Here is a 23,117-nt window from a genome sequence, read left to right as displayed (position 1 = left end):
GCTCAAAAACTGCGCTTTGAAAAATATTTTTTGCTACACTTTCTATTGGTTACATTCAGTATAGTTTATGTAACTGGAACTGTCCAAGCCCATTTTATAGCCTATAGAGGATCCATCTGCTAGTTTGCTTTAGATACTGATAAATAAAGTTTTGCTGCATTATATTAATCTAATTTGCGAAGATGCTTGCTAATCGACGGCTGACTTATGTGAAACACTTCTAGAAGCTTGCAAACGCAATGTGTAAAACCTCCTGGAAAGCATTAAGAACGTTTAAATCAAGTTGAAATACGTTCCTTCCATCCCAGTTCCATAAAATTCCTTTCTGTTTCTTGTGTAGAGCCGGATCGGTTTTGGAAAATATGAATCAAAAAATACTAAAATTTTCAAACTCTTTACTAAACCTATTCTAGTTAACCCTTATCGGTAAAGGTATTGATCAGTTTTCATCATTTTATTCCACAACTTGCCACGATTCTTGAAACAACTTTACTTGATAGTTTTTCATTTCGTTCACCTATTCATATCCTGTATGATCAACGAATAATTCTATTAGCGAAGAAGCAAAAACTTAAAATAGTTTTTATAAAATATAGTGTTAAAAAATTCTGAATTGTTGTATTATTATTTTAACAGCTAGCAAAAAAAGACAACAATATTCCCAAAATGACACACTTTTTTCTGTAAAAATCAAGAAGGAGGAATCAAAATGGGGGAAGCTGGGAAAGGAGCGGTTATGGAGACGTCCATTGATCACTTGTTGGTTGAAAAGCTTTCAGATCCGCGAACGATGGAGCAGCTAATCCACTTGCTTGATAAGCTGGAGAATGTAACGTTCCTTTTGGATATGCTGGAAAATTTTCTTCAACGCGGACCGGAATTTGCTGATTCGATCAATGAACTTGTCGTTCTTTTGCGACAAGGCATATCTAGACCAGAATATGTTACGCGTTTTGAGAATGCTTTAACCGCGTTGCATAAAATGCAAGAATTCCTCGATTCTCCGCAAATCCAAGAGCTGTTCAAGTCCGATGTTTTGGACGTGCGCTCGGTGCAAGTAATTGGAAAGGTGTCGCGTTCATTGTATCAAGCCTCTAAAGAAGCAGCGGAAACGGGAACGAAACGTGTGGGAATTATTGGTCTGATGCGGACATTAAGCGATCCGGAAGTACAGCCTGCACTTAATTTCGTCCTTAATTTTGCACGAAACTTATCGAAGGAGATCAGCGATGCATGAGTTGTCTATTGCCCAAAGCTTAGTTGAATTGGCGGCAGAAGCGGCGGAAAATTCGGGAATAAAGAAAGTTAAAGCGCTGTTTTTAAAGCTTGGAGTATTATCAGGTGTCGTAAAAGAAGCCTTAGAATTTTCTTTTGATGTGGTTGTTCAGGGAACTTCGTTGGAAGGGGCTAAACTTATTATTGAAGATGTCCCCGTGACCATTTTCTGTCCCAACTGCCAAGAAGAACGGATTTTGCCTGAACCGCTTCCTATGCGCTGTCCTACGTGCGGCACAAAAACTGGCCAAGTCCTTGCGGGAAGAGAGATGGAATTGTACGCATTGGAAGGTGGAGAAGAAAATGCATGATTTGACCTTAAATCCTCGAATTGTTGAAATTCGCCAGAATGTTTTGAAGAAAAATGATCTCCTTGCTAGAGAATTAAGAAAGCGGTTTCAAAATGTGGGCGTTTATGTCGTCAATCTCGTTTCCAGTCCTGGAGCGGGAAAAACGACGCTGCTTACAGAAGTGCTTACCCGCCTTGGCAAACGCTATCGAACAGCCGCTTTAGTTGGCGATTTAGCAACTGAAAACGACGCGGACCGCTTGCGGCAAAGTGGAGCAAAAGTGCGTCAAATTACTACTGGCACAGTTTGCCATCTGGAAGCGGAAATGATTGAGCGAACGTTGCAAGATTGGGAGTTGGAAACATTTGATTTCCTTTTTATCGAAAATGTTGGAAATCTCGTCTGTCCCGCAAGTTATGACTTGGGAGAAAACCAGCGTGTAGTTCTTTTTTCCGTGACAGAGGGCGAGGATAAACCGGTAAAATATCCGACTATTGTCAACAGTGCTGATACGGCGATTATCACAAAAATTGATTTAGCGGAAGCGGTAGATTTTCAGCGAAAACGATTTTATGAAGCATTGAATGAGGTGCGCCCAGGCATTCGCATTCACGAAGTTTCTGCTCGCACAGGAGAAGGAATTGACGAATGGATTTCACAGCTGGAAGCGGATAAATCAGCATTTATTCATTCGTCCGGCTCTCTATAAGCAAAATTTTAGATGAATAGAACGCTGCGAAAGACTATGATTTTGAGTCGTTTGGTTGAAATAGAAAACGATTTGAATCAAGCCGACAAGTCGCCAAACACCAGTGAGACATCTAAACAGGAGAGCGTCTATACGAAGATGTATTTTAAAATATCAGAACCTTCTGACTTTCGTTGCGCAAAGGTATTGAAATTGAAAAATCTTGCCCAAAACTTTTTGGAGGTGGAGAAAATGGTGAATCTCCTTTGGATGCACGGCGGTGCGTGCAATGGAAACACTCAATCATTTTTAAATGCGGAAGAGCCAACGGTCATTGATTTAGTAACCGATTTTGGCATTAACATTTTGTATCACCATTCTTTGTCGATGGAGTTCGGTGAGCAAGTTCGCCGCCTTTATGAGCAAATTCTCAATGACGAAATCCCACTGGATATCTTGGTGGTAGAAGGGACAATTATTCAGGGACCTGACGGAACAGGGCACTATGATATGCTTATGGACCGTCCGAAAAAAAACTGGATTTGGGATTTCGCCCATAAAGCGCAATACGTTGTCGCAATCGGTGATTGTGCGTGCTGGGGTGGAATTCCGGCGACAAAACCGAATCCGTCTGAATCGATTGGTCTTCAATATATGAAAGAAGAACGCGGGGGATTTCTTGGTACACAGTTCCGTTCGAAAGGTGGACTCCCAGTCATTAACATTCCTGGTTGTCCGGCTCATCCCGACTGGGTGACGCAAATTCTTGTAGCCATTGCTACTGGCCGTTTGGAAGATGTTGTTTTAGACGATCTTCAACGTCCGCAAACGTTCTTTAAAACGTTTACCCAAACGGGCTGTACGCGTGTGCAGTATTTCGAGTGGAAAGAGCCGGTGGAAGAGTTCGGACAAGGTACGCGAAAAGGATGTCTCTTTTATGAGCAAGGCTGTCGAGGTCCAATGACTCATTCGCCATGCAACCGCATTCTTTGGAACCGTCAATCTTCCAAAACTCGGGCAGGAATGCCTTGTATTGGCTGTACGGAGCCTCAGTTCCCGTTCTTTGACCTAGCACCTGGAACAGTTTTTAAAACGCAAAAAGTTCTCGGCTCAATTCCAAAAGAAGTACCACAAGGCACCGATCCGCTCAGCTACTCTGTGAATGCGGCATTGGCACGTGCTGTGGCGCCGAAATGGGCGAAAGAAGATATGTTTGTTCCGTGATATTAACGAAATTCGGATTTTTGTCATCAAGATGAAGTGGAATCAGATATGAGTGAAGCACCAATAAACCGTTTGTGATGTTACTTAACGGAAAAAGTGACATCTCCACAAAGACGTGAAGCTTGTTCCGTGATCATTAACAAAATTCGCAACTTTTGTCATCAGGATGAAGTGGAACCGGATATGAGCGAAGCACCAATAAACCGTTTGTGATCTTACTTAACGGAAAAAGTGACTATCTACACAAAGACGTGAAGCTTTCCGTGATCATTAACGAAAATCACGACTTTTGTCATCAGCATCTAGTGGGAACCGGATATGAGCGAAGCACCAATAAGCCGTTTGTTGATGTTGCTTAACGGAAAAAGTGACATCTCCACAAAGACGTGAAGCTTGTTCCGTGATATTAACGAAATTCGCAACTTTTGTCATCAGGATGAAGTGGAACCGGATATGAGCGAAGCACCAATAAACCGTTTGTGATCTTACTTAACGGAAAAAGTGACTATCTACACAAAGACGTGAAGCTTTCCGTGATCATTAACGAAAATCACGACTTTTGTCATCAGCATCTAGTGGGAACCGGATATGAGCGAAGCACCAATAAGCCGTTTGTTGATGTTGCTTAACGGAAAAAGTGACATCTCCACAAAGACGTGAAGCTTGTTCCGTGATATTAACGAAATTCGCAACTTTTGTCATCAAGATGAAGTGGAACCGGATATGAGTGAAGCACGAATAAGCCGTTTGTTGATGTTGCTTAACGGTAAAAGTGACCGTCTCGTCTACACAAAGGCATGAAGAAAGTTATTTTGTATGTTTGAAATCGGCGATTTCCATTTACTGCGATTCGGATATCTTTTAATGGAAACCATTTTAGAAACGAGGTGCCTAAAGAACATGAAAAAGCAAGAGGCTATTGTAAAAACAAACAAACTGGAAATTAAAGTACATTCCCTCGGTCGTGTAGAAGGAGATTTGGATGTAAAAGTAGCCATTGATGATGGCGTTGTTGTAGATGCTTGGACGGAAGCAACGATGTTCCGCGGTTTCGAGATGATTTTAAAAGGAAAAGATCCGCAGGCCGGTTTGATTGTTACTCCTCGGATCTGCGGCATTTGCGGCGGCAGCCATCTAACGAAAGCAGTTTATGCGCTCGATACGGCTTGGGGGACGGAAGTACCGCCGAATGCTACGCTCATCCGCAATATTGCTCAAGCGGCGGAAACGATTCAAAGCATTCCGCGTTGGTTTTATGCTTTGTTCGCAATTGGTTTAACTCATCGACATTACGCTTCTTCTAAGCTGTACGATGAAGTGGTTCGCCGTTGGGCTCCTTTTGAGGGAGAGCATTATGAGATTGGCGTCACTGTTTCAGCTAAGCCGGTGGAAATTTACGCGATCTTTGGCGGACAATGGCCGCATTCCAGCTTCATGGTTCCGGGAGGCGTTGTCAGCTCGCCGACATTGTCCGATATTACTCGCTCTATCTCGATTTTGGAATATTATCGGGAAAACTGGCTGGAGAAAGTTCTTCTTGGCTGTTCCGCTGAACGCTGGCTGGAAAACAAGACTTGGGACGATGTTCTTGCATGGCTGGATGAGAAGCCGGAGCATCGCAATTCTGATCTTGGCTTATTCATTCGCTATAGCATGGAAATCGGATTGGACAAATACGGAGCGGGGCCGGGCCGCTATTTAGCCACTGGAAGCTTTTTTAACCCGCAGCAATACCGCTATCCGACGATTGAAGGACGCAACGCAGCGCTGGTTTCCCGTTCGGGAATATTTGATGGGGAAAATTTCCATGATTTTGATCAAGCACGGATACGCGAGGATCATACCCATTCTTTCTATCGCGGCAGCGGTTCTTACCACCCATTTGAAGGAGTAACCGATCCGGTGGATCCAATCGAAGGGCAAAAAGAAGGAAAATATACGTTTGCTAAAGCACCGCGGTATGATATTCCAGGCATCGGAGAAACTCCTCTGGAGGTAGGTCCGTTGGCCCGCCAAGTAATTGCTGGCCGCTCTGGTGCTGAGGAGTGGCAAGATTATGATCCTCTCTTTTTGAACTTGATTAAAGAAATCGGGCCAAGTTCGATGGTGCGTGTGTTGGCTCGCCTTCACGAAGCCGCGAAATATTATTTGCGCATGAAGAAGTGGTTGAAGCAAATCGATTTAAACGAAAAATTTTACATCAAGCCGAAAGAATTGCCTGAAGGACGCGGATTCGGAGCTACGGAAGCAGCCCGCGGCGCTTTGGCTGACTGGATTCAAATTAAAGATGGAAAAATTGAAAATTATCAAGTCGTCACTCCGACAGCATGGAACATTGGACCGCGTGATCGTCACGGTCAGCGCGGACCTATCGAAACAGCGATGATCGGCGTACCTATTAAGAATCCTGAAGATCCGGTCGAATTGGCTCATATTGCCCAAAGCTATGATTCATGCCTTGTTTGCACCGTTCATGCTTATGATGCCAAGTCGCATAAAGAGTTAGCCAAATATAAAGTGATAAATATATGCTGATATCTCTAATATGCAACTTTAAGTGACGTGTTTTTCTGCAGTGCAAGCATATCAGCAGACATTTCATATACAACTGTAAAACTAATAGTCGAGTAAAACAGACAAAGAATGGTAATGGGAACGGTACGCCTGCAGAAGGAGGAATTTTGTATGAACGTTATGATTATTGGATGTGGCAATTTGCTGCGAAGTGATGATGGGGCGGGACCCATGTTGATCCGCAAATTGTGGGAACATGGGGTCCCACCGGGAGTCCGTTTGGCTGATGGCGGAACTGCTGGCATGGATGTAGCTTTTCAAATCGGGGATGCAGAGGAACTGATTCTAGTAGATGCCTGTAAATCAGGAGATGAACCGGGCACGATTTTTGAAATTCCAGGTGAAGAGGTGGAAACTCCTCCGCTAAAAGATGTTAATCTTCACGATTTCCGCTGGGATCATGCGATTGCCTTAGGCCGATGGCTTTTAAAAAGCCGCTTCCCGAAGAAAGTGACCGTTTTCCTGATCGAAGCCGAAAACATATCGTACGGATTTGGATTGTCTCCAACGGTGGACAATGCCTTAGATCGTTTAGCGGATGAGCTGCTTCATCGCTTAGGAGGGAAAAAAAGTGAAGCTTGAACTGACACCAACTGGCTATCTTCATATTCCCGCCGAAGAAACGGTGCGGTTCCCTACAGGAACAGCCATCGTTTTAATACGTGACGAAGAACTGTGGGTGATGCCGGTAAGTCATTTGGGAGCGGGCGGATTACTGTTAAAACTGCGCAATTCTCGTGGAGATCGAAGCATGTTTGTCCAAGAAATTTTGCCTGAAGGTGTGCAGCCGGGAATTCGTGACGCTGTATGGGATGAACGATATGGAGCGCTTCGCATGCCACTTTTTTGTTCCTGTGCGATGTCGGAGAAGTAAAAGTATATAAGCCGCTTCATCCCTTGACTTGAATGGTCATGATGAAGAAAAATTTTGGACCTGGCCGACAGGACGATAAGATGATATCCATACTAAATGAAACGAGAGTGAGTAATTGCACAATAATCGTTAGTACGTTAGAACATGCCGATCTTAGTTATTTAGAGGTTTCGTTGTCTTTCCAATTACAGTTTTTAAAAGGGGGAATAACAGTGCTGCAGCCACAGCCAATCGGTGTTTTTCCTGGAGCGGCAGGTTTTTTTCTTCTACCACCTGTTCCAAATGCAGATCAATTCATATCCCTTCTTCTCCGCGGACATTTTCCTGATCGTTGGCCGGAGAACTGGCGTTTTTTTGCTGCGGCGATTGAGGGAAAAAGCGAAGACGAGGTGCTAACATTATTGCCGGAAGGACCGGAAGCTGCTTATAACCGTTTTATTTTGGATCCACAAACATATACATACACTTTAGCCAAAGAAATGCTCCCAGACGATTTCTCCTTGCTTTTGGACGCAGCGGCGTGGCGCCTGAAACTGTATGAAACTCCCCCACCGCTTGGCGATACGTCAGGAGAAATACGGGCGTTTTTATTGGCAACTCAAGCGTACGACGCGTTTCAACGAAAAGATTGGCCGACTGGGCTTTCGCTACTTTCTGAAGCCGCCGCTACAGTAGAAAACGTGTCACCAGTTTTTTCCGCTCGCCTTTACGCGGAATATGCGGCGACAAAACAAATGCTTGGTGATTGCGGGAAGGAGACAGTAGAAGGATACCGGAAAGCCCTCTCTCTTTTAGAAACGTCTTCCTTTCAGGAAGCAAGGGCTGAACTGTGGTTTCAATTAGGCACAGTACATCAAACTGGCGCCGATGGACGGAAAGGTTCTCTTCTAGAAGCAGTCAGATGTTATCATGAAGCACTGAAAGTATATCGGAAAGTCACTTATCCAGAAGAGTATGCTACCGTTCATATGAATCTTGCTTTAGCGTATTTAGCCATTCCGTCTTTAGACCGCAGCGCCTATTTGCGCACAGCGACAGCGATCCAGTCATTAAGAGAGTCTTTACGCATTTTTAAAAAAGATAAACACCCGGAGCTTTGGGCAAGCGCCACGGTCAATCTAGCCAATGCGCTGCAACATGTAAAATCCTCTCATCTTGAAGATAATCTTTGGGAAGCAGTAGCTCTTTATGAAGATGTGCTCGAAGTACGCCGCTCTAAAGACGATCCAATAGCATATGCCCGCGTTTTAGCTAATCAAGGGAATGCGTTGGCACATCTAGGTGCGTTTTCCCGAGCGGTACCTCGGTTGGAAGAGGCCAGTCAATTGTTTCGTAAATATGGAGAGCATGAGGCAGCGAGTGCCATCGAAGACGTATTAGCGGAAATTGCCCTTAAGCGGAAACAAGCAGCAGTCAATGAAAAAATGGAACAGTAAAATGTGCGAAAGAGAGGAAGGATAGCATGAATCCCCACGAACAGCAATACTTTAATCTTTTGTTGGGTATGGCGGTTGACCGCTTTTGTGAACGTATCATCCAGCGCAATGAAGGAGCTCAAAAAGCGCTGGAACGGCTTCGCGCAAATCCTCAAAGTGAGGGAATTTGGCTGAACGAATTTGTGGACGCTTTCTTTCGCGATGCCCTTCTTGATAATCCAGCGGGCTCTTGCCTCATTTTGCAGGCTTTAGCCAATCATCGCGTCAATGATTTTACTAACATTGTTGACCGTAATACGGTTGAAGAAATGCTGCAGGAGATGGCCAAACAAACATTTGCCGCTTTATTGTATCGGAAAACCGAAGAAGCTCTAGAGCAAACATTGGCTTTTGGAGGTGAGTGATCATGAAAGTTCAGCAGGAAGAGGATTTTCAAGCTTTGGCTGGACGGGTGGATCGCGTGCTGGACTCAATAAAGGGTCTGCCAGAAGACGCCCGGATGAAAGCAATGGAATTGAAAAAAGCCATTGAAGCCTTTCACGAACATGCTCTTAGAAAGCTCGTTCGCACGTTTCGTGAAACGGAGGCGGGAAAAGAATTGCTGCTGAAAGCTGCAGAAGACCCTTCTATTTATGCGATGTTTTTGATGCACGGAATCATTAAACAAGATTTATTTACCCGTACCGCCGCCGCGTTAGAAGAAGTGCGTCCTTATATGCGTTCCCACGGAGGTGGCGTGGAGCTAGTTAAAGTGGAAGGAAATACAGTTTATGTCCGCCTTCAAGGAGCTTGTTCCGGTTGCTCGCTATCCGCTATGACGTTGAAAAATGGGATTGAGGAAGCAATTAAAGCCCGCGTTCCAGAAATTGAACATGTTGTCATGGTCGAAGAGGAAGTGACCTCCGGCTACATGCCATTTCACGCTATGAATGATACTGGAAATTTAGAACAAAACGGATGGGTGCAAGGTCCATCCGCTTCGGAACTGGAAGAAGGGAGTCCTGTTCGCTTTTCGCATGAGGAGCTCGATGTTTTGCTGGTTCGCTCAGAAGGAAAAGTAATGGCATTTCGCAATCAATGCCCTCATATGGGGATGTCTCTTGACGGAGGACTGGTGGACAACTCTATTATTACTTGTCCATGGCACGGCTTCCGTTTTGATTTATCCACCGGGGAATGCATGACGGCACCTCACGTGCAGCTAGAACCCTTTCCAGTTCGGGTAGAGGATGAAAAAATATGGATACGATTAAGTTAACCGCATATCCCGAACGGTGGTTAGGGGGATCGGCCCCAGGCGGTCTTGTGCTGCCCCCTGCCCATCCAAACAGGATTCATCTTTATGCACCAAGGGGAGTATATGTAGACGATGATATTGTAGTAGCGGCCGACAGCGGCAACCATCGCGTACTCATTTGGTACAGTTGGCCGGAAAATGATCATGCGCCAGCTGACATCGTGTTAGGTCAGCCTGATTTTGAAACAGAAGGACCAAAACTGTTTCATCTCCCAACTGGCGTTGCGGTCATTGAAGGAAAGCTATTTGTCGCAGATGCTTGGCACCATCGTCTGCTCATTTGGGAAACATTGCCGAAAATAAATAACCAGCCTCCCGATTATGTCTTGGGACAAGAGGATCTGTCAGGGACATCCCCGAATCGAGGAGGAAAAGTTAGTCCGACTGGATTTTATTGGCCATATAATTTTGCATACATTGATGAATGGTTTTATGTAGCGGATACGGGGAATCGCCGAGTTTTAGGATGGAAAGGTTTACCGGAAGATGGGCGTGTTCCTGATGTCATTCTTGGTCAACCGAATGGTTATGTAAACAGTGAGAATAGGGGAAAAGGCGTAGGAACGGATACGTATCGCTGGCCTCACGCTCTTGCCGGCGACGGAAATACGTTATACGTTGCTGATGCGGGCAATCACCGCATTCTTGGTTATACGCCGCCTCCAGAGACGGACCGCCCAGCTGAGTTAGTTCTCGGTCAACAAGATTTTACTCAGTCATTTGAACTTCCCCATGTACCGCAAGGACCCCGGCGCTTCCGGTTTCCTTACGGGATCGCACAATACGACAATTTGCTAGCGGTGGCTGACACGGCAAACAACCGCATCCTTCTTTTTACTGAGTCGCCGCGAAAAGGAGCGTATCATCCTGCTTCGTATGTTATTGGCCAAGCAGATTTCGAAGGAATGGGAGAAAATCGCTGGAAAGCCGTAACAAGGGATTCACTTTGCTGGCCGTACGGGATTTGGTGTCATCAAAATCGTCTGGCAATTGCTGATTCAGGAAATAACCGCGTCATCATTTGGCGCCTTAAATTTACATGATTGTTCTAAAGAATCTCTAACAAAAGTTTCAGTGTTCGAATGAACTTCTAGTTTTCTTTACGGACAATAACATATCTAAATTTTCACATTTATTGCAAATCGGGGGGAGCGATTCATCCATGTGTTTAGCTATTCCAGGCCAAATTGTAGAAATGTTAGATGGTGACCGCCATTATGCTGTGGTGAATGTTTGCGGTGTGCGCCGCAAAATTAACATTGACTTATTAAAAAATGAACATCTCCTTCTTGGAGATTGGGTGCTTATTCATGTGGGATTTGCGATGAGCAAAATCAGTGAAGAACAAGCAAATGAACAATTGAATTTGCTAAGCATGTTAAATGAATCGGATGAAGCGATCGAGGAAGTACAAGGTTACCAATTTGATAACGAAAAAGTTTAAACATGTTAATACACAGCGCTGGAGACTTAAGGCAACAAAAGGCATATGATTGGTCAATCAAAACCCGTTCCGAAAAAGACGATATGCATGCAGGCAGTCGTTGTTGATCTAATTTTAGGAGGTGCAGTTTAATGACGACGATGAAATATGTTGACGAGTTTCGCAATCCGGAATTAATCCGCAAAATATCGGAAGAAATCCACCGTCTCGTCGATCCAGATTATCACTATCGTTTTATGGAGGTTTGCGGAGGACATACCTTTTCGATTTTTCGATTTGGATTGCAGAATCTGCTGCCTGAAAACATTGAGCTTGTCCATGGACCGGGATGCCCTGTCTGTATTCTTCCAATGGGACGTATGGACAATGGACTTTCGATTGCCAAGCAGCAGGACGTCATTTTTACCGCATTCGGTGATGTAATGCGCGTTCCCGGGAAACATGGAACGCCTCTCGAACTAAAAGCTAAAGGGGCTGATATACGTATGGTGTACTCCCCTTTAGATGCTTTAAACATAGCGATGAAGAATCCTGACCGGCAAGTTGTGCTGTTCGCGATTGGCTTTGAAACTACCGCCCCATCAACAGCATTGACGCTCATGCGCGCACGTGAATTGGATGTGCCCAATTTCTCTGTATTTTCCAATCACGTCCTAATTATACCGGCAATGCAGGCAATATTGGATTCTCCGGATATGCGCATTGATGGGTTTATCGGACCTGGTCATGTTTCATCTGTAATCGGCGCCCGTCCTTATGAAAGCATCGCAAAAAAATACCAAAAACCGATAATTATCTCCGGTTTTGAACCGCTCGATTTACTGCAATCGATCCTCATGCTTGTAAAACAAATGCGCGAGGGGCGGTTTGAAGTAGAAAATCAATATAGCCGCGTCGTTCCTTACGAAGGAAATATGTCTGCACTTGATGTAATGAAAGAAGTTTTTGAAGTCCGCTCTCTTTTTGAATGGAGGGGACTTGGGGCTATTCAGCAGTCTGCGCTCAAATTGCGGCCTGAATTCGCCAAGTGGGATGCGGAAGTTCGTTTCCAAGTCGAGGGAGCTCGTGTGAGTGATCCGCAAATGGCGCCTTGCGGACAAGTATTAAAAGGTATATTGAAGCCGCATCAATGTCAGCTGTTTGGCAAAGAATGCACTCCGGAACATCCGGTGGGAGCTCTTATGGTGTCGTCAGAAGGGGCATGCGCCGCCTATTATCATTACGTTCATTTGCAAGAAGCAGTGGGTGAATAAAAAAAGAGGAAATTATATAGATTGTTTCCCTGTTAGGTGAAATACAATGCGTTTCGATTTCGGGCAGTGGCAGGGTTCATCAGCTTACTTTCAGACGTTATATGATTTGGGAGACTCTCACTGAACTTCTTAATTAATCGTTGCATCAGGAAGAAAGGAAGGAACAAGCATGAAGACAGCCAAAGTGAATTTTACTGATTCTTATATCGAATTGGCTCATGGCGCTGGCGGGAAAGCCAGCAGAAGACTGATCGAAGGACTGTTGGTTCCCTATATGATGGGGGACAAGCCAGCAGAATTAAATGATGCGGCATATGTTGAGGCAAATGGGAGCCGATTGGCGTTTACTGCAGACAGCTTTGTTGTCAATCCACTCGTCTTCCCAGGGGGATCTATCGGCGAACTTGCCGTCAATGGGACTATAAACGACTTGGCGATGGGAGGAGCAAAGCCGTTGGCTTTGGTGACAACACTTATTATCGAAGCGGGATTGACAACGTCGGAGTTGGAACGGGAGGTGGCGGCTATCGCCAAGGCAGCTCAACGTGTCGGAGTGCCTGTGGTCGGGGGAGATACGAAAGTAGTGGAGCACGGAAAAGCGGACGGTCTGTACATCACGACAGCCGGTATCGGCCTTACCGATCCGCGCGTTTCTCTTTCGTCCAGAAACGTTCAACCGGGTGATCATGTCATTTTGTCTGGTGCAATTGGTGATCATGGGATTACCGTTCTCTTGGCTAGAGGGGAGTTGGATTTAGAAGCTGACCTTACTTCCGATACTCGGGCGGTTTGGCCGTTCGTATCGGCACTTATTGAGGCGGCGGCGCCGGGGCTTAGATGGCTGCGCGATCCAACCCGAGGCGGTGTAGCTACGGCATTAAACGAATTGGCAAGAGACGCTCAAGTAGCTGTTATACTCGATGAAGAGGCAATTCCAGTTCGCCCGGCAGTGCGCGGTGCCTGCGAAATTTTAGGATTGGATCCCCTTCATATTGCCAATGAAGGGCAGTTTCTTGCCGTCATTTCGCCTGAATATGCCGATATCGCATTAAAAACACTTAGAAGCATGCCGGGCGGGGAGAATGCGAAGCGCATTGGTGAAATACAAGCAGAGCCAAAAAAAGCAGTTTTAGCACGTTCTCAATATGGAGGTACACGCTTGATCGATATGCTGATTGGCGATCCGTTGCCTCGCATCTGTTAATCAATCATGAAAATGCTTAATAATAAATCATCTCTTTGGAGGATGAGAAATGATGCTGGAGCTTTATGGTGCGAAAGGATGTCCTTACACGAAGGAATTGCGGGAAAGTTTATTATGGGACGGAAAAGAATTTGTCGAGTATGATGTCGAAGAAGACAAAGCGGCATTAAAGCAGCTTGTTGTTTTGACGGGAGGAGGTACTGTTCCAGTCTTAGTAGAAGACGGGCAGGTCATTCAAATAGGAGTTTCCGGCCGCGGATGCATGGTTGCATTGCCGTCCGCAAAGGAGGAGAAGCCGTTATCTTAAACGGGCGCCCCCTCTCTTCTCTTTAGGTAAGATACATGCAAAATAAACGGATACATCTCTAGGAAAGTGGAATATGTCGGCATGAAAGGTTCTGTTATGTATACGCCTTCAGTTCAGAATGCGAGAATAAAGCTAAATGCCAGCGCATTAAGTTCAACGGACAATGTTTTCTTATTCAAAGTTCGGACGGTCCACTGAGCTCTATTTATCTGTTTGAAAGCTCCAAAATCTCCCGTTTTATAACGAAAGCAGGTGATTCATCATGAAAATAGCGCAGCGTATTCTAATATATGGTGTTGTGCAAGGGGTCGGTTTTCGTCCTTTTGTCTTTCGTAAAGCAAAGCGGTGGAAGCTCAGCGGATGGGTGCGCAATGGAGAAAGCGGCGTGGAGATTCATGTGGAAGGGGACGCAGATGCCATTCAACAATTTGTTCAAGACATTACAGATCGATACCCTTCCTCAGCTAAAATAACCAATTTGGAAATTAAAGATGCGCCTTTACAAGAAGCAGCTGATTTCGAAATTTTGGCCAGCACGCTCCATAATCGGCCGACAGTGCAAATTCCTGCTGATCTTGCGGTTTGTCCGAAATGCTTGTCAGAATTGTTTGATCCAGCTAACCGCCGATTCCTTTATCCATACATCAATTGCACGGATTGCGGTCCACGATATACGGTCATTGAGCGGCTGCCGTATGACCGGCCTTATACGACAATGCATATGTGGTCTATGTGTCCGGCTTGTTCAGCGGAATATTATGATCCGGCGGATCGACGGTTTCATGCGCAGCCAACTGCTTGCCCCGATTGCGGTCCTCATTATCATGTGCAGGGACAGGATGGAGAAATACATGGTGATGAAAAAGCGATCAAAAAAACGGCCGAGCTCCTTCGTTCTGGGCGCATCGTTGCGATCAAGGGGCTTGGCGGCTATCTTTTGGCGTGTGATGCTGAAAACGAAGAAGCGGTATGGGAGCTTAGAAGGCGGAAACGACGCGGGGAAAAGCCGTTTGCCTTAATGGTAAAAGATCTCGAGACAGCAAGGGCGTTTATCGATATATGTGCGGAAGAAGAAAATCTCCTTACATCTTCCGCCCGACCCATCGTGTTGGCACGGGCTCGCCGATTGCTGCCGGGAGTAGCTCCTGATAATTCCGATTTAGGAGTAATGCTTCCATACACCCCTCTCCATCATTTGCTGTTTCATTTCGACGCACCAGAAGTGCTTGTAATGACAAGTGCTAACCGTTCCAGTGAACCGATCATCTATGATGATGAAGAAGCGATCAAGGCACTTGAAGGCATCGCGGACGCATGGCTTATTGGGGAGCGCCCTATTGCCCGCCGCGTCGATGATTCCGTCGTTCGCGTCAGCCCATTTGGCCCTACTGTACTTCGGCGGGCGCGGGGGTATGCGCCGCTTCCTGCTGCCCAATTGCCCAGTGATCGGCCTGTTCTTGCGGTTGGAGCTGACCTAAAAAATACCATTACATTAGTGGTCAACGGACAGGCGATCATGAGCCAACATTTAGGAGATTTAATGAAATACGAAGCATATATGTCATTTGAGCAAACGGTCCATGATCTTTTGTCGATGTATGATGTTCGATTGCAAGAAACGATTGTGGCGTACGATCTTCATCCCGACTACCAATCTACCGCCTTTGCCCACAATCTAGAAGCTTATCAACATATTGGCATCCAGCACCACCGCGCTCATGTGGCGTCCGTGCTGGCGGAGCGAAATGCATTGGACAAACGGGTGATCGGAGTGACGTTTGATGGAACAGGTTTTGGCGACGATGGAGCGATCTGGGGCGGCGAGCTGTTTGTCGGAAGCGCTGCGGAAGGTCTAAAACGGCGCGGACATCTTCGTTACGCCATGCTTCCTGGCGGAGATGCGGCGGCACGCATGCCGCTTCAAGCGCTGGCTGGTTTCTTTGTGGATGATCCGAAATGGGCAATAAATGTCGGCAAGCAGCTTTCGTTTCCTGAACGATTTTTCACGGCAGTGAAGATGGTAGAGAAACAATTGCGCACCTTTCCAACAACGTCCGTCGGCCGTTTGTTTGATGCAGCAGCGGCCCTTTTAGGATTTACCGGTCCTATCTCTTTTGAAGGACAGGCAGCCATTTGGCTGGAGCATTTAGCACGTACAGCTCCATTAGAGAAGGTATATTCTTTCCCGTGGAATGGAAAAGAGCTAGACTACCGTCCTTTTTTAAAGGAAATGGCAGAAGACCGTCTAAAAGGAAAAGATGCAGCGGTGATTGCTCGCGCATTTCATCGAAGCGTCGCAGAAGGCATATTTAGAAGTGTTCGTTCTTTAGGAGCAGCCTATGAAATTGACACTGTTGTGTTGTCCGGCGGCGTATTTCAAAATTCGCTTTTGTTAGCTGATTTGAAAGAGTTATTTTTTGAAAGCGATATGCATATCTGGGTCGGTGAAGAAGTTCCGCCTAACGACGGCGGCATTAGTCTCGGGCAGGCAGCGCTTGCAGCTGCAGCGCATTCGAATTTATGAGTCGTTATTGCTTCAAAAGCTGTAAATATTGGTCTATCACTTGCTATGTTTTAATTGTTCTACATTCATTTTTCCATTCAATGTATTGTAGACCGCTGACTCGAATTCGAGGAAGCCCAAGTATGACCCCACATCAATTTATGTTTCATTCTTCGCATCGTCTATTAAAAATTTTTTACAAGACATCTTTCGGCGACTGCACTTAAATAAGGAAAATTCCTTTTCCGTCCAATTTGTAAAAATGAATAAAAAAGCAGATTCATCAAGGTCTGCTATGCCAAAAATGTGCAGGAAAGCTGTCCAGGCTGCTGCCCTAAACGGATGAATCTGCTTCTTATCTATTTGTCTTCCTTTTGCATTAGAACCGTTTAAACACCCATCGAAATATACTTAACTTCTAAATATTCGTCTATTCCATGGTGTCCCCCTTCTCGGCCTATTCCGCTCTCTTTCACGCCTCCAAATGGCGCTTGGGCGACAGCAGAAATCGAATCGTTCAAACCGACGATGCCAAATTCCAATGCTTCCGAAACTCTAACGGACCGAGAACAGACTCAATAGAAGGTCTTCCGTTATCCGGGCAATACAAATCCTTAACCTTTTCAGTGATATATGTATTGATCTATTTTTCGTAAAAGGTGATCTTCCGGTACAAGTTCCTCAATACAACAAATTTATATTCATTTTGACTCTCTTTATTTGTAGTTCACATGGTTATTATCCTCCTAACTAATATTATAATAAATTAACACGGTAAACTGATAAAGATTATAAATAAAAATAATGGCTGTCGAAGTTTCTCGACAGCCTGAGGATAAGGAATTTTCTCCCTTGTCCTTTTCCTCTTCGAGCAGTGCCAGACATCACTTATACTGCTTGTTTTTGGATGTCAGCTCTAGGTTTTTCTCGTTTGACAAGTAACATAAAGAAAGCAAACACAAGTAAGCCGCTTAAGAAATACAACCCGGCACTTGTTCCTCCCGTCAAATCTTTCAATGCTCCTACTGCATATGGACCGATAAAACCGCCAAGATTGCCAATCGAATTTACTACAGCTATCCCAACAGCTGCTTTTGCTGGATTAAGCATTGTTGTAGGCAGCGCCCAAAAAGGACCTTTATAACAATACATGCCTGTAAGTGATAAAGTGATGAATAACATGCCCAATACAGGTTGGAGTGTTACTCCAGCGCCTATCAATGTTATTGCCCCTACCAAGAGCGGCAAGGCAGCATGAAGCCATCTTTCTCCTTTGCGGTCAGAGCGGGCTGACCACCAGTTCATGGCAATAGTAGCAACAATATAAGGAATGGTAGCAATTAGACCAATTTGTGTATTAGATAAAGACGCTGACATTCCATCAATAATTTGCGGCATCCAGTAACTGACACCAAGAGTACCGGCAATATAAACAAAATAAATAATGGCAAAGTACCACACTTTTGCATCACGAAGAGCTTCTATATGTCCGCTATGCTTTGCAGAACCTTTTTGCCATCTGCTTCTTTTACTCTTTCCTTTTCCAATTCAGCAATTAGCCAATTCTTTTCTTCTTCGGTGAGCCATTTTGCATCCTCTGGTTTATCCGCTAAATAAAATAGGGTCACGATCCCAAAAATCACAGCCGGAGCACCTTCAATTAAAAACATCCAGCGCCAGCCTTCAACATTGAACCAATGAATGTTGTCCATAATCCATGTCGAAAGTGGAGCACCGATAATATATGATACAGGAATCGCACTCATTAACATGGCAATGGTTTTTGCGTGATCTTTTGCCCGAAACCAATATGTTAAGTACAAAACAATTCCCGGGAAAAAGCCAGCTTCTGCAACACCGAGCAAAAATCTAATAATGTAAAGATGACTTGCTTCCTGTACAAACCCAGTCGCCATCGATATAATTCCCCATGTAATGAGGATTCGCGCAATCCAGACACGGGCGCCAAACTTCTCCATCAAAATATTACTTGGTACTTCAAAAAGAAAATAGCCGATAAAGAATATACCAGTTGCCAGACCGAAAACCTGGCTGGTCAAACCAAGGGCATCATTCATCTCCAAAGCGGCATAACCAATGTTAGCCCGGTCCAAATACGAAATAATATAAAGGAAAAATACAAATGGAATAATCCTCCTTGTTACTTTTCGCACTGTTTGCTTTTCCAAAGACACTGCGTCATTCATCATACCCACTCCCCCTAAATTTAAAATGAATATAGAAAAAACTGTATAGATTGAATGAAGTAAATGTTCCGAAAATTATTGAAACGAAATTACTTCGCTTTATTTACAATTAGGAATCAACACATCTTAAATTTCACAGGCTGAAGGCCAAAAATCTTATAAAAATGTAAGTGTTTACATTTTCAGGCTAATATAAAGGTTCCCCATCTTGTGTTGGATCCTAATGTAAATAACATGTTCTAATAATTTGTTATTTGTAATACAAATTAGTAATACAAATTTCACTGTATATCTTGTGTTTTTTATTTTTTTTGATTATTATAATCATAAAATAGTGTGTTGTAAATTAAAAATTCAAAAAAATTACTGAAAAATTATTATAAATTTGTTATATAAATTAATAAATTTGTTATACAATTTTCGTCCATTCCTATTTTAGAACTACGAAAGGAGAGGGAGTCATGGCCAAAAAAGAAAAAGTTTCGCAAATGATATCTCGTGAATTATTGAAACAAATTGAAATCGGAAAATTTCCACCAGGCTCTAAGCTGCCGACAGAAATGGAGTTGGCTGCTCAATTCGGTGTAAGTAGAGTACCTATTCGCGAGGCTTTAAGTATGCTGCGTGCAGCAGGTGTCATTTCCTCGCGTCAAGGCGGCGGGAGTTATGTAGAAGAATCAACAAATTCATCATTATTACAGCGTATTCGAATTGAGAGCGATGATGTGGACAGCATTAAATATTTATTTGAAATGAGAAAAATTTTGGAGCCGGAAGCAGCATATTTAGCAGCACTCCGACGTACACCTGAACAGCTAGAGCAAATGAAACGAATTTTAAAAACAATGGAAAATGAATCTTTAGAAGAAGGAGACATTTCAACAGAGGCCGATATCGAATTCCATCGTTCGATTATTTTGGCTACACATAATCCAGTTTTAATTCAAACACTTGAAAATCTATCCTCTCTTTATGAAAAAACATTAAAGATTACGTTGCGACCTAACGTGGAGTTAAAACAAAAACGAAAAGCTGTATATCAAGAACATTACAATATTTTACAAGCAATCGAAGCAGAAGAACCGGACCTCGCCAAAATCCAATGTCTCATCCATTTAAAAAATGCTGAGAAAAAATTAAGTCTGCTTTTAAGAGATTATACGATATAGAAAATTGGAAAGTGAGAGATTCATATGAAGGTAGTTACACCGAGTCATATTGAAGAGATTAAATCAATAGTTAAAACCGGTAAAGTACTCATTGATGAGAGCGACCGTTTCAGCTATTCATTTGACGGCTCTTTCGGAACATTTCTGCCGGATGTGGTCATTCAAACAAAGAGCGTGGAAGAATTAGCATCCCTTGTGAAGCTTGCCAATCGCGAGAAGATCCCAGTTTATCCTCGCGGTCAGGCCACATCATTAAGCGGCGGCCCGCTGCCTGTCAAAGGCGGTATGGTATTGGATTTATCGGTATTAGATGATGTACTTGAAATTCATGAAGAAGACTTAATCGCCGTTGTATCCCCGGGAGTATTAACAGCGGATATTCACAAAGCAGCCGAGAAAAAAGGATTAATGTATCCTCCAGATCCAAGCAGTTCACATGTGTCTACTATTGGCGGAAATTTAGCTGAGAACTCTGGAGGTCCAAGAGGATTAAAATACGGAGTAACGAAAGATTATGTGATTGGTTTGGAGGTTATCACTCCTGAGGGTGAAATCATTCATACTGGCGGACGCACTGTAAAAAATGTAACCGGTTATGATTTAACAAAACTCATTGTCGGATCAGAAGGAACCTTAGGCATCATTACAAAAGCAATTTTGCGCCTTCTTCCAAAGCCGCCCGCTTCCGAAACCATTATGGCGGTATTTGACAGCCTTGTTGATGCGGGAAGCGCCATTTCAAAAATTTTATCGTCAGGTATTTTGCCTGCCAAAATGGAGTTAATGGATCAAGCTTCGATTGTGGCGGTCGAAAATTACGAGCCTTTAGGCCTGCCTGTAGATGCAGAAGCGATTATTCTCATTGAGCTCGACGGCCATCCTTTAGCTTTAAAGGATGAGATCAAACAAGCAGCGGAACTATGTTATCTTGTCGGAGCAAGAGCTGTTCGCATTCCAAAAAATGAAGCGGAAAAAGCGGAGATCTGGAAAGCTCGAAAGCTGGTATCTCCGGCTATCGTACGTATAAAACCGACCAAAATTTCAGAAGATACCACCGTACCACGAAGCAAAATACCTCAAATGTGCGCAAGATTGCAGGAAATTCGAGATAAATATAATATTCACCTCGTCGTATTCGGTCACGCAGGTGATGGCAACCTGCATCCAAACATTATTTGCGACAAAAACGACAAAGAAGAAATGCGCCGCGTAGAACAAGCTGTCGCTGAAATTTTCACAGCAGCAGTTGAACTTGGCGGAACGCTTTCAGGCGAACACGGCATCGGAACTATGAAGGCTCCTTTTATGGAAATGGAATTAGGACCAGTCGGTCTGGATATGATGAAGCGGATTAAAAAAGTTTGGGATCCAAATAACATCATGAATCCAGGAAAAATTTTCCCCGAAAAGGGGCAGAAATTGGAGTTGAGTTAACATGAAAGAATCTCTTGAAGAACTAAGGGAAGAATTTCAATATAATAAAACGAACAGCTGTGTACAGTGCGGTTATTGTCTGCCCGTCTGCCCGACATATGTAACTACGCGAATAGAAACACATTCACCGCGCGGACGTATTAATTTAGTCAAAATGGTTGGCGAAGGAAAAATCACGGATCTATCAGTGCTTGAAGAGCCGTTGGATTTATGCCTTGGATGCCGGGCTTGTGAAACGGCTTGTCCGACTGGAGTGGAATATGGTTCCATCCTTGAATCAGCAAGGGCTGCACTTGTGAAACGCAAGAAATTTAAAGCTCCTGTTCGTCTGCTGAGAAAGACAATGTTTCAGAACGTATTCCCTAGTAAAACAGCCATGAATGTGATCGGCAATACGTTTTGGCTTTATGAGAAAAGCGGATTGCAAAAAGCGATGCGCAAAACTGGTATTATGAAAAAGCTGCCTTATCATTTAGGTGAATTCGAAGCGACAATGTCTCAGGCAGTTTCACCAGCAGAGCGTAAACAAGCTCCTTCCAAAGCGAAAGCAAAAGGTGAAAAAAAATATACAGTTGCATTTTTCACCGGATGTATCATGGATGCTATGTTCCATCGCATCAACCGGTTGTCTGTACAGCTGCTTGCAGAAGCGGGTTGTGATGTCATTGTCATCCCTAATCAGACATGCTGCGGCGCACTGCATGCGCACTCTGGTGAAATAGAGGAAGCCAAGCGTCTCGCAAAACAAAACATCGCCGCATTTGAACAAGAGAACGTTGATTTTATTGTGAATAATGCCGGAGGATGCGGAGCTATGCTGCATGAATATGACCACCTGCTCGCAGATGATCCAGAATGGGCTGATAGAGCGGCTGCGTTCACTGCAAAATCAAGAGATATCAGCCAAGTGCTAGTCGCTTGCGGCGGACTGCCTAATCTTCGGTCAAATCCGGAAGAACGAGTCACATATCAGCCTTCGTGTCATATGACCAATGTTCAAAAAGTGACTGAGGAGCCTTTAAACCTTCTAAAAAGTATTTCAGGAATTAATTTTGTTGAGATGGAGCAAGCAAACATGTGCTGCGGTTCAGCAGGAATCTATAATATTATTAACTATGATGCCTCAATGGACATCCTTGATGAGAAAATGAAGCATACGAAAGCGACCGGAGCATCAGTCGTGATTACGACCAACCCAGGATGTCTCATACAGATGAAGCTTGGTATCGAACGCGAAAAACTGTCTGATTCTGTGCGGGCATTGCATCTAGTCGAATATTTGGCCGAAGCTGCCGGAATTTCATAAATTTTGCTTACACTTATGATGGATACGTGTTTATTGTACATTTGATGGAAGCATTAAAAATGACATTCCGCACCTGAAAGGAAAACTTCCATCTTTTTTTCAGGTGCGTTTTTTAAAAGTTTTCACTTATCATTTAATTCCTTTTTAATCAACTTCTTCCACCTTCATTCTTTTTTCGATAATTTCCATCGATCATCTATTTTGCCTGCTCCGACACACGGATGGAAAGGAAAGATTATAGCCAGCCTCAAGTTCAAATAACCCTTTTGATTGTTAGCCGATGTAATCAAGTCAGCCGGAAAAGAATTCGATCCGCTAATACAATCGGATTTTCTTCACGCTGAAAATCTCCAAAATGTGTCCAGTTACATTGAATTGGACGATGTTTCAGAGCAACGTTTTTCGTATTTCCATTGAGAATCTGTCTGTAAAAATAAGAAAATGAAGCTTTATATGACGTTTTATTAATGTTTCTGTTTATTCATATAGGTTTGTAAATTCCGCATATCCGAGAACAGCCAAGTACGATTAATTCGAAGTCATAAACACCTTGATATTGCCATTCTCAGCCAAAGAATCCCTAGTTTGGTAACAAACTAAACCGGACCAATTTTTATTTCTCGAAATATTTA

Annotated in this window: 22 protein-coding genes and 2 pseudogenes; 19 read left to right on the top strand and 5 right to left on the bottom strand. The window is 44.0% G+C overall.

Going from position 1 to position 23,117, the window contains the following annotated elements; genetic code table 11:
- Positions 1-164 precede the first annotated feature (164 nt).
- Positions 165-218: a hypothetical protein gene (locus NSU19_RS02605; RefSeq protein WP_339199945.1), complete on the bottom strand. Its 54-nt coding sequence runs from the start codon at positions 216-218 to the stop codon at positions 165-167.
- A gap of 491 nt (positions 219-709) precedes the next feature.
- Here NSU19_RS02605 and NSU19_RS02600 point away from each other — a divergent pair, with 491 nt between their 5' ends.
- The 16 genes from NSU19_RS02600 (at position 710) to hypF (ending at position 16,390) form a co-directional block, all read left to right on the top strand.
- Positions 710-1,237: a DUF1641 domain-containing protein gene (locus NSU19_RS02600; protein ID WP_339198563.1), complete on the top strand. Its 528-nt coding sequence runs from the start codon at positions 710-712 to the stop codon at positions 1,235-1,237.
- On the top strand, positions 1,230-1,586 hold the full coding sequence (gene hypA / locus NSU19_RS02595) for a hydrogenase maturation nickel metallochaperone HypA (protein WP_063387609.1): 357 nt from the start codon (positions 1,230-1,232) through the stop codon (positions 1,584-1,586). Before NSU19_RS02600 ends, hypA begins: the two co-directional genes overlap by 8 nt.
- Complete coding sequence (gene hypB / locus NSU19_RS02590; RefSeq protein ID WP_063387610.1) at positions 1,579-2,274, top strand: hydrogenase nickel incorporation protein HypB; 696 nt, start codon at positions 1,579-1,581, stop codon at positions 2,272-2,274. Before hypA ends, hypB begins: the two co-directional genes overlap by 8 nt.
- 42 nt (positions 2,275-2,316) lie before the next feature.
- Positions 2,317-3,477 (top strand): hydrogenase, encoded by a 1,161-nt coding sequence (locus NSU19_RS02585; RefSeq protein WP_339194123.1) that lies wholly within the window; start codon positions 2,317-2,319, stop codon positions 3,475-3,477.
- Between the two features lie 900 nt (positions 3,478-4,377).
- Positions 4,378-6,012: a nickel-dependent hydrogenase large subunit gene (locus NSU19_RS02580; protein ID WP_066248150.1), complete on the top strand. Its 1,635-nt coding sequence runs from the start codon at positions 4,378-4,380 to the stop codon at positions 6,010-6,012.
- Positions 6,013-6,162: 150 nt separating this feature from the next.
- Positions 6,163-6,633: a hydrogenase maturation protease gene (locus tag NSU19_RS02575; RefSeq protein ID WP_339198560.1), complete on the top strand. Its 471-nt coding sequence runs from the start codon at positions 6,163-6,165 to the stop codon at positions 6,631-6,633.
- On the top strand, positions 6,623-6,925 hold the full coding sequence (locus NSU19_RS02570; RefSeq protein WP_063387613.1) for a hypothetical protein: 303 nt from the start codon (positions 6,623-6,625) through the stop codon (positions 6,923-6,925). The genes NSU19_RS02575 and NSU19_RS02570 overlap by 11 nt, the downstream gene beginning before the upstream one ends.
- A gap of 80 nt (positions 6,926-7,005) precedes the next feature.
- Complete coding sequence (locus NSU19_RS02565; protein ID WP_339198557.1) at positions 7,006-8,361, top strand: tetratricopeptide repeat protein; 1,356 nt, start codon at positions 7,006-7,008, stop codon at positions 8,359-8,361.
- Between the two features lie 26 nt (positions 8,362-8,387).
- Positions 8,388-8,765 (top strand): hypothetical protein, encoded by a 378-nt coding sequence (locus tag NSU19_RS02560; RefSeq protein ID WP_063387614.1) that lies wholly within the window; start codon positions 8,388-8,390, stop codon positions 8,763-8,765.
- Between the two features lie 2 nt (positions 8,766-8,767).
- A complete protein-coding gene (locus NSU19_RS02555) occupies positions 8,768-9,619 on the top strand; it encodes a NifU family protein (RefSeq protein WP_339198553.1) in 852 nt (283 codons plus the stop codon).
- On the top strand, positions 9,601-10,701 hold the full coding sequence (locus NSU19_RS02550; protein WP_339194115.1) for an NHL repeat-containing protein: 1,101 nt from the start codon (positions 9,601-9,603) through the stop codon (positions 10,699-10,701). The genes NSU19_RS02555 and NSU19_RS02550 overlap by 19 nt, the downstream gene beginning before the upstream one ends.
- A 119-nt stretch (positions 10,702-10,820) precedes the next feature.
- Positions 10,821-11,102 (top strand): HypC/HybG/HupF family hydrogenase formation chaperone, encoded by a 282-nt coding sequence (locus tag NSU19_RS02545; RefSeq protein ID WP_063387617.1) that lies wholly within the window; start codon positions 10,821-10,823, stop codon positions 11,100-11,102.
- 131 nt (positions 11,103-11,233) lie between these two features.
- Complete coding sequence (gene hypD / locus NSU19_RS02540) at positions 11,234-12,355, top strand: hydrogenase formation protein HypD (protein WP_327856903.1); 1,122 nt, start codon at positions 11,234-11,236, stop codon at positions 12,353-12,355.
- 169 nt (positions 12,356-12,524) lie between these two features.
- Entirely contained in the window at positions 12,525-13,559 is a 1,035-nt protein-coding gene (gene hypE, locus NSU19_RS02535) for a hydrogenase expression/formation protein HypE (RefSeq protein WP_063387618.1), read from the top strand.
- A 49-nt stretch (positions 13,560-13,608) separates the two neighbouring features.
- A complete protein-coding gene (locus NSU19_RS02530; RefSeq protein WP_242513756.1) occupies positions 13,609-13,866 on the top strand; it encodes a Uxx-star family glutaredoxin-like (seleno)protein in 258 nt (85 codons plus the stop codon).
- A gap of 262 nt (positions 13,867-14,128) precedes the next feature.
- On the top strand, positions 14,129-16,390 hold the full coding sequence (gene hypF, locus NSU19_RS02525) for a carbamoyltransferase HypF (RefSeq protein WP_339198549.1): 2,262 nt from the start codon (positions 14,129-14,131) through the stop codon (positions 16,388-16,390).
- 368 nt (positions 16,391-16,758) lie between these two features.
- On the opposite strand, the pseudogene NSU19_RS02520 reads toward hypF, so the two are convergent.
- From NSU19_RS02520 to NSU19_RS02505, 4 genes and pseudogenes are all read right to left on the bottom strand, one after another.
- A pseudogene (locus NSU19_RS02520) lies at positions 16,759-16,938 on the bottom strand (aldehyde dehydrogenase family protein); the annotation flags it as partial.
- Between the two features lie 5 nt (positions 16,939-16,943).
- Positions 16,944-17,102, bottom strand: a pseudogene (locus NSU19_RS02515) (IS5/IS1182 family transposase); the annotation flags it as partial.
- Positions 17,103-17,257: 155 nt separating this feature from the next.
- The gene (locus NSU19_RS02510; RefSeq protein ID WP_339198546.1) at positions 17,258-17,830 is read right to left on the bottom strand and encodes an MFS transporter; all 573 of its coding nucleotides are present in this window, start codon (positions 17,828-17,830) and stop codon (positions 17,258-17,260) included.
- A 20-nt stretch (positions 17,831-17,850) separates the two neighbouring features.
- Positions 17,851-18,579: an MFS transporter gene (locus NSU19_RS02505; RefSeq protein ID WP_339198543.1), complete on the bottom strand. Its 729-nt coding sequence runs from the start codon at positions 18,577-18,579 to the stop codon at positions 17,851-17,853.
- A 458-nt stretch (positions 18,580-19,037) separates the two neighbouring features.
- Between NSU19_RS02505 and NSU19_RS02500 the strand changes: the two genes are divergently transcribed.
- The 3 genes from NSU19_RS02500 to NSU19_RS02490 are packed head-to-tail and all read left to right on the top strand — an operon-like array spanning position 19,038 to position 22,485.
- Positions 19,038-19,745 (top strand): FadR/GntR family transcriptional regulator, encoded by a 708-nt coding sequence (locus NSU19_RS02500; RefSeq protein WP_063387623.1) that lies wholly within the window; start codon positions 19,038-19,040, stop codon positions 19,743-19,745.
- A 24-nt stretch (positions 19,746-19,769) separates the two neighbouring features.
- Positions 19,770-21,179, top strand: a complete 1,410-nt coding sequence (locus NSU19_RS02495; protein ID WP_339198541.1) for an FAD-linked oxidase C-terminal domain-containing protein — start codon at positions 19,770-19,772, stop codon at positions 21,177-21,179.
- A 1-nt stretch (position 21,180) separates the two neighbouring features.
- Positions 21,181-22,485 (top strand): (Fe-S)-binding protein, encoded by a 1,305-nt coding sequence (locus tag NSU19_RS02490; protein ID WP_066248135.1) that lies wholly within the window; start codon positions 21,181-21,183, stop codon positions 22,483-22,485.
- Positions 22,486-23,117 lie beyond the last annotated feature (632 nt).

It is taken from the genome of Aeribacillus sp. FSL k6-2211, assembly GCF_037966125.1.
Taxonomy (GTDB): Bacteria; Bacillota; Bacilli; order Bacillales; family Aeribacillaceae; genus Aeribacillus; species Aeribacillus composti.
The sequence above is the reverse complement of the archived record's forward strand: the minus strand, read 5'-3'. Positions and strand labels throughout refer to the sequence as shown.

Bases quoted from the DNA above. Each gene is read 5' to 3' on its own strand.
- NSU19_RS02600 (WP_339198563.1), top strand. From the start codon at position 710: ATGGGGGAAGCTGGGAAAGGAGCGGTTATGGAGACGTCCATTGATCAC.
- hypA (WP_063387609.1), top strand. From the start codon at position 1,230: ATGCATGAGTTGTCTATTGCCCAAAGCTTAGTTGAATTGGCGGCAGAA.
- hypB (WP_063387610.1), top strand. From the start codon at position 1,579: ATGCATGATTTGACCTTAAATCCTCGAATTGTTGAAATTCGCCAGAAT.
- NSU19_RS02580 (WP_066248150.1), top strand. From the start codon at position 4,378: ATGAAAAAGCAAGAGGCTATTGTAAAAACAAACAAACTGGAAATTAAA.
- NSU19_RS02575 (WP_339198560.1), top strand. From the start codon at position 6,163: ATGAACGTTATGATTATTGGATGTGGCAATTTGCTGCGAAGTGATGAT.
- NSU19_RS02565 (WP_339198557.1), top strand. From the start codon at position 7,006: ATGATATCCATACTAAATGAAACGAGAGTGAGTAATTGCACAATAATC.
- NSU19_RS02560 (WP_063387614.1), top strand. From the start codon at position 8,388: ATGAATCCCCACGAACAGCAATACTTTAATCTTTTGTTGGGTATGGCG.
- NSU19_RS02555 (WP_339198553.1), top strand. From the start codon at position 8,768: ATGAAAGTTCAGCAGGAAGAGGATTTTCAAGCTTTGGCTGGACGGGTG.
- NSU19_RS02550 (WP_339194115.1), top strand. From the start codon at position 9,601: ATGGATACGATTAAGTTAACCGCATATCCCGAACGGTGGTTAGGGGGA.
- NSU19_RS02545 (WP_063387617.1), top strand. From the start codon at position 10,821: ATGTGTTTAGCTATTCCAGGCCAAATTGTAGAAATGTTAGATGGTGAC.
- hypD (WP_327856903.1), top strand. From the start codon at position 11,234: ATGACGACGATGAAATATGTTGACGAGTTTCGCAATCCGGAATTAATC.
- hypE (WP_063387618.1), top strand. From the start codon at position 12,525: ATGAAGACAGCCAAAGTGAATTTTACTGATTCTTATATCGAATTGGCT.
- NSU19_RS02530 (WP_242513756.1), top strand. From the start codon at position 13,609: ATGATGCTGGAGCTTTATGGTGCGAAAGGATGTCCTTACACGAAGGAA.
- hypF (WP_339198549.1), top strand. From the start codon at position 14,129: ATGAAAATAGCGCAGCGTATTCTAATATATGGTGTTGTGCAAGGGGTC.
- NSU19_RS02505 (WP_339198543.1), bottom strand. From the start codon at position 18,579: ATGATGAATGACGCAGTGTCTTTGGAAAAGCAAACAGTGCGAAAAGTA.
- NSU19_RS02500 (WP_063387623.1), top strand. From the start codon at position 19,038: ATGGCCAAAAAAGAAAAAGTTTCGCAAATGATATCTCGTGAATTATTG.
- NSU19_RS02495 (WP_339198541.1), top strand. From the start codon at position 19,770: ATGAAGGTAGTTACACCGAGTCATATTGAAGAGATTAAATCAATAGTT.
- NSU19_RS02490 (WP_066248135.1), top strand. From the start codon at position 21,181: ATGAAAGAATCTCTTGAAGAACTAAGGGAAGAATTTCAATATAATAAA.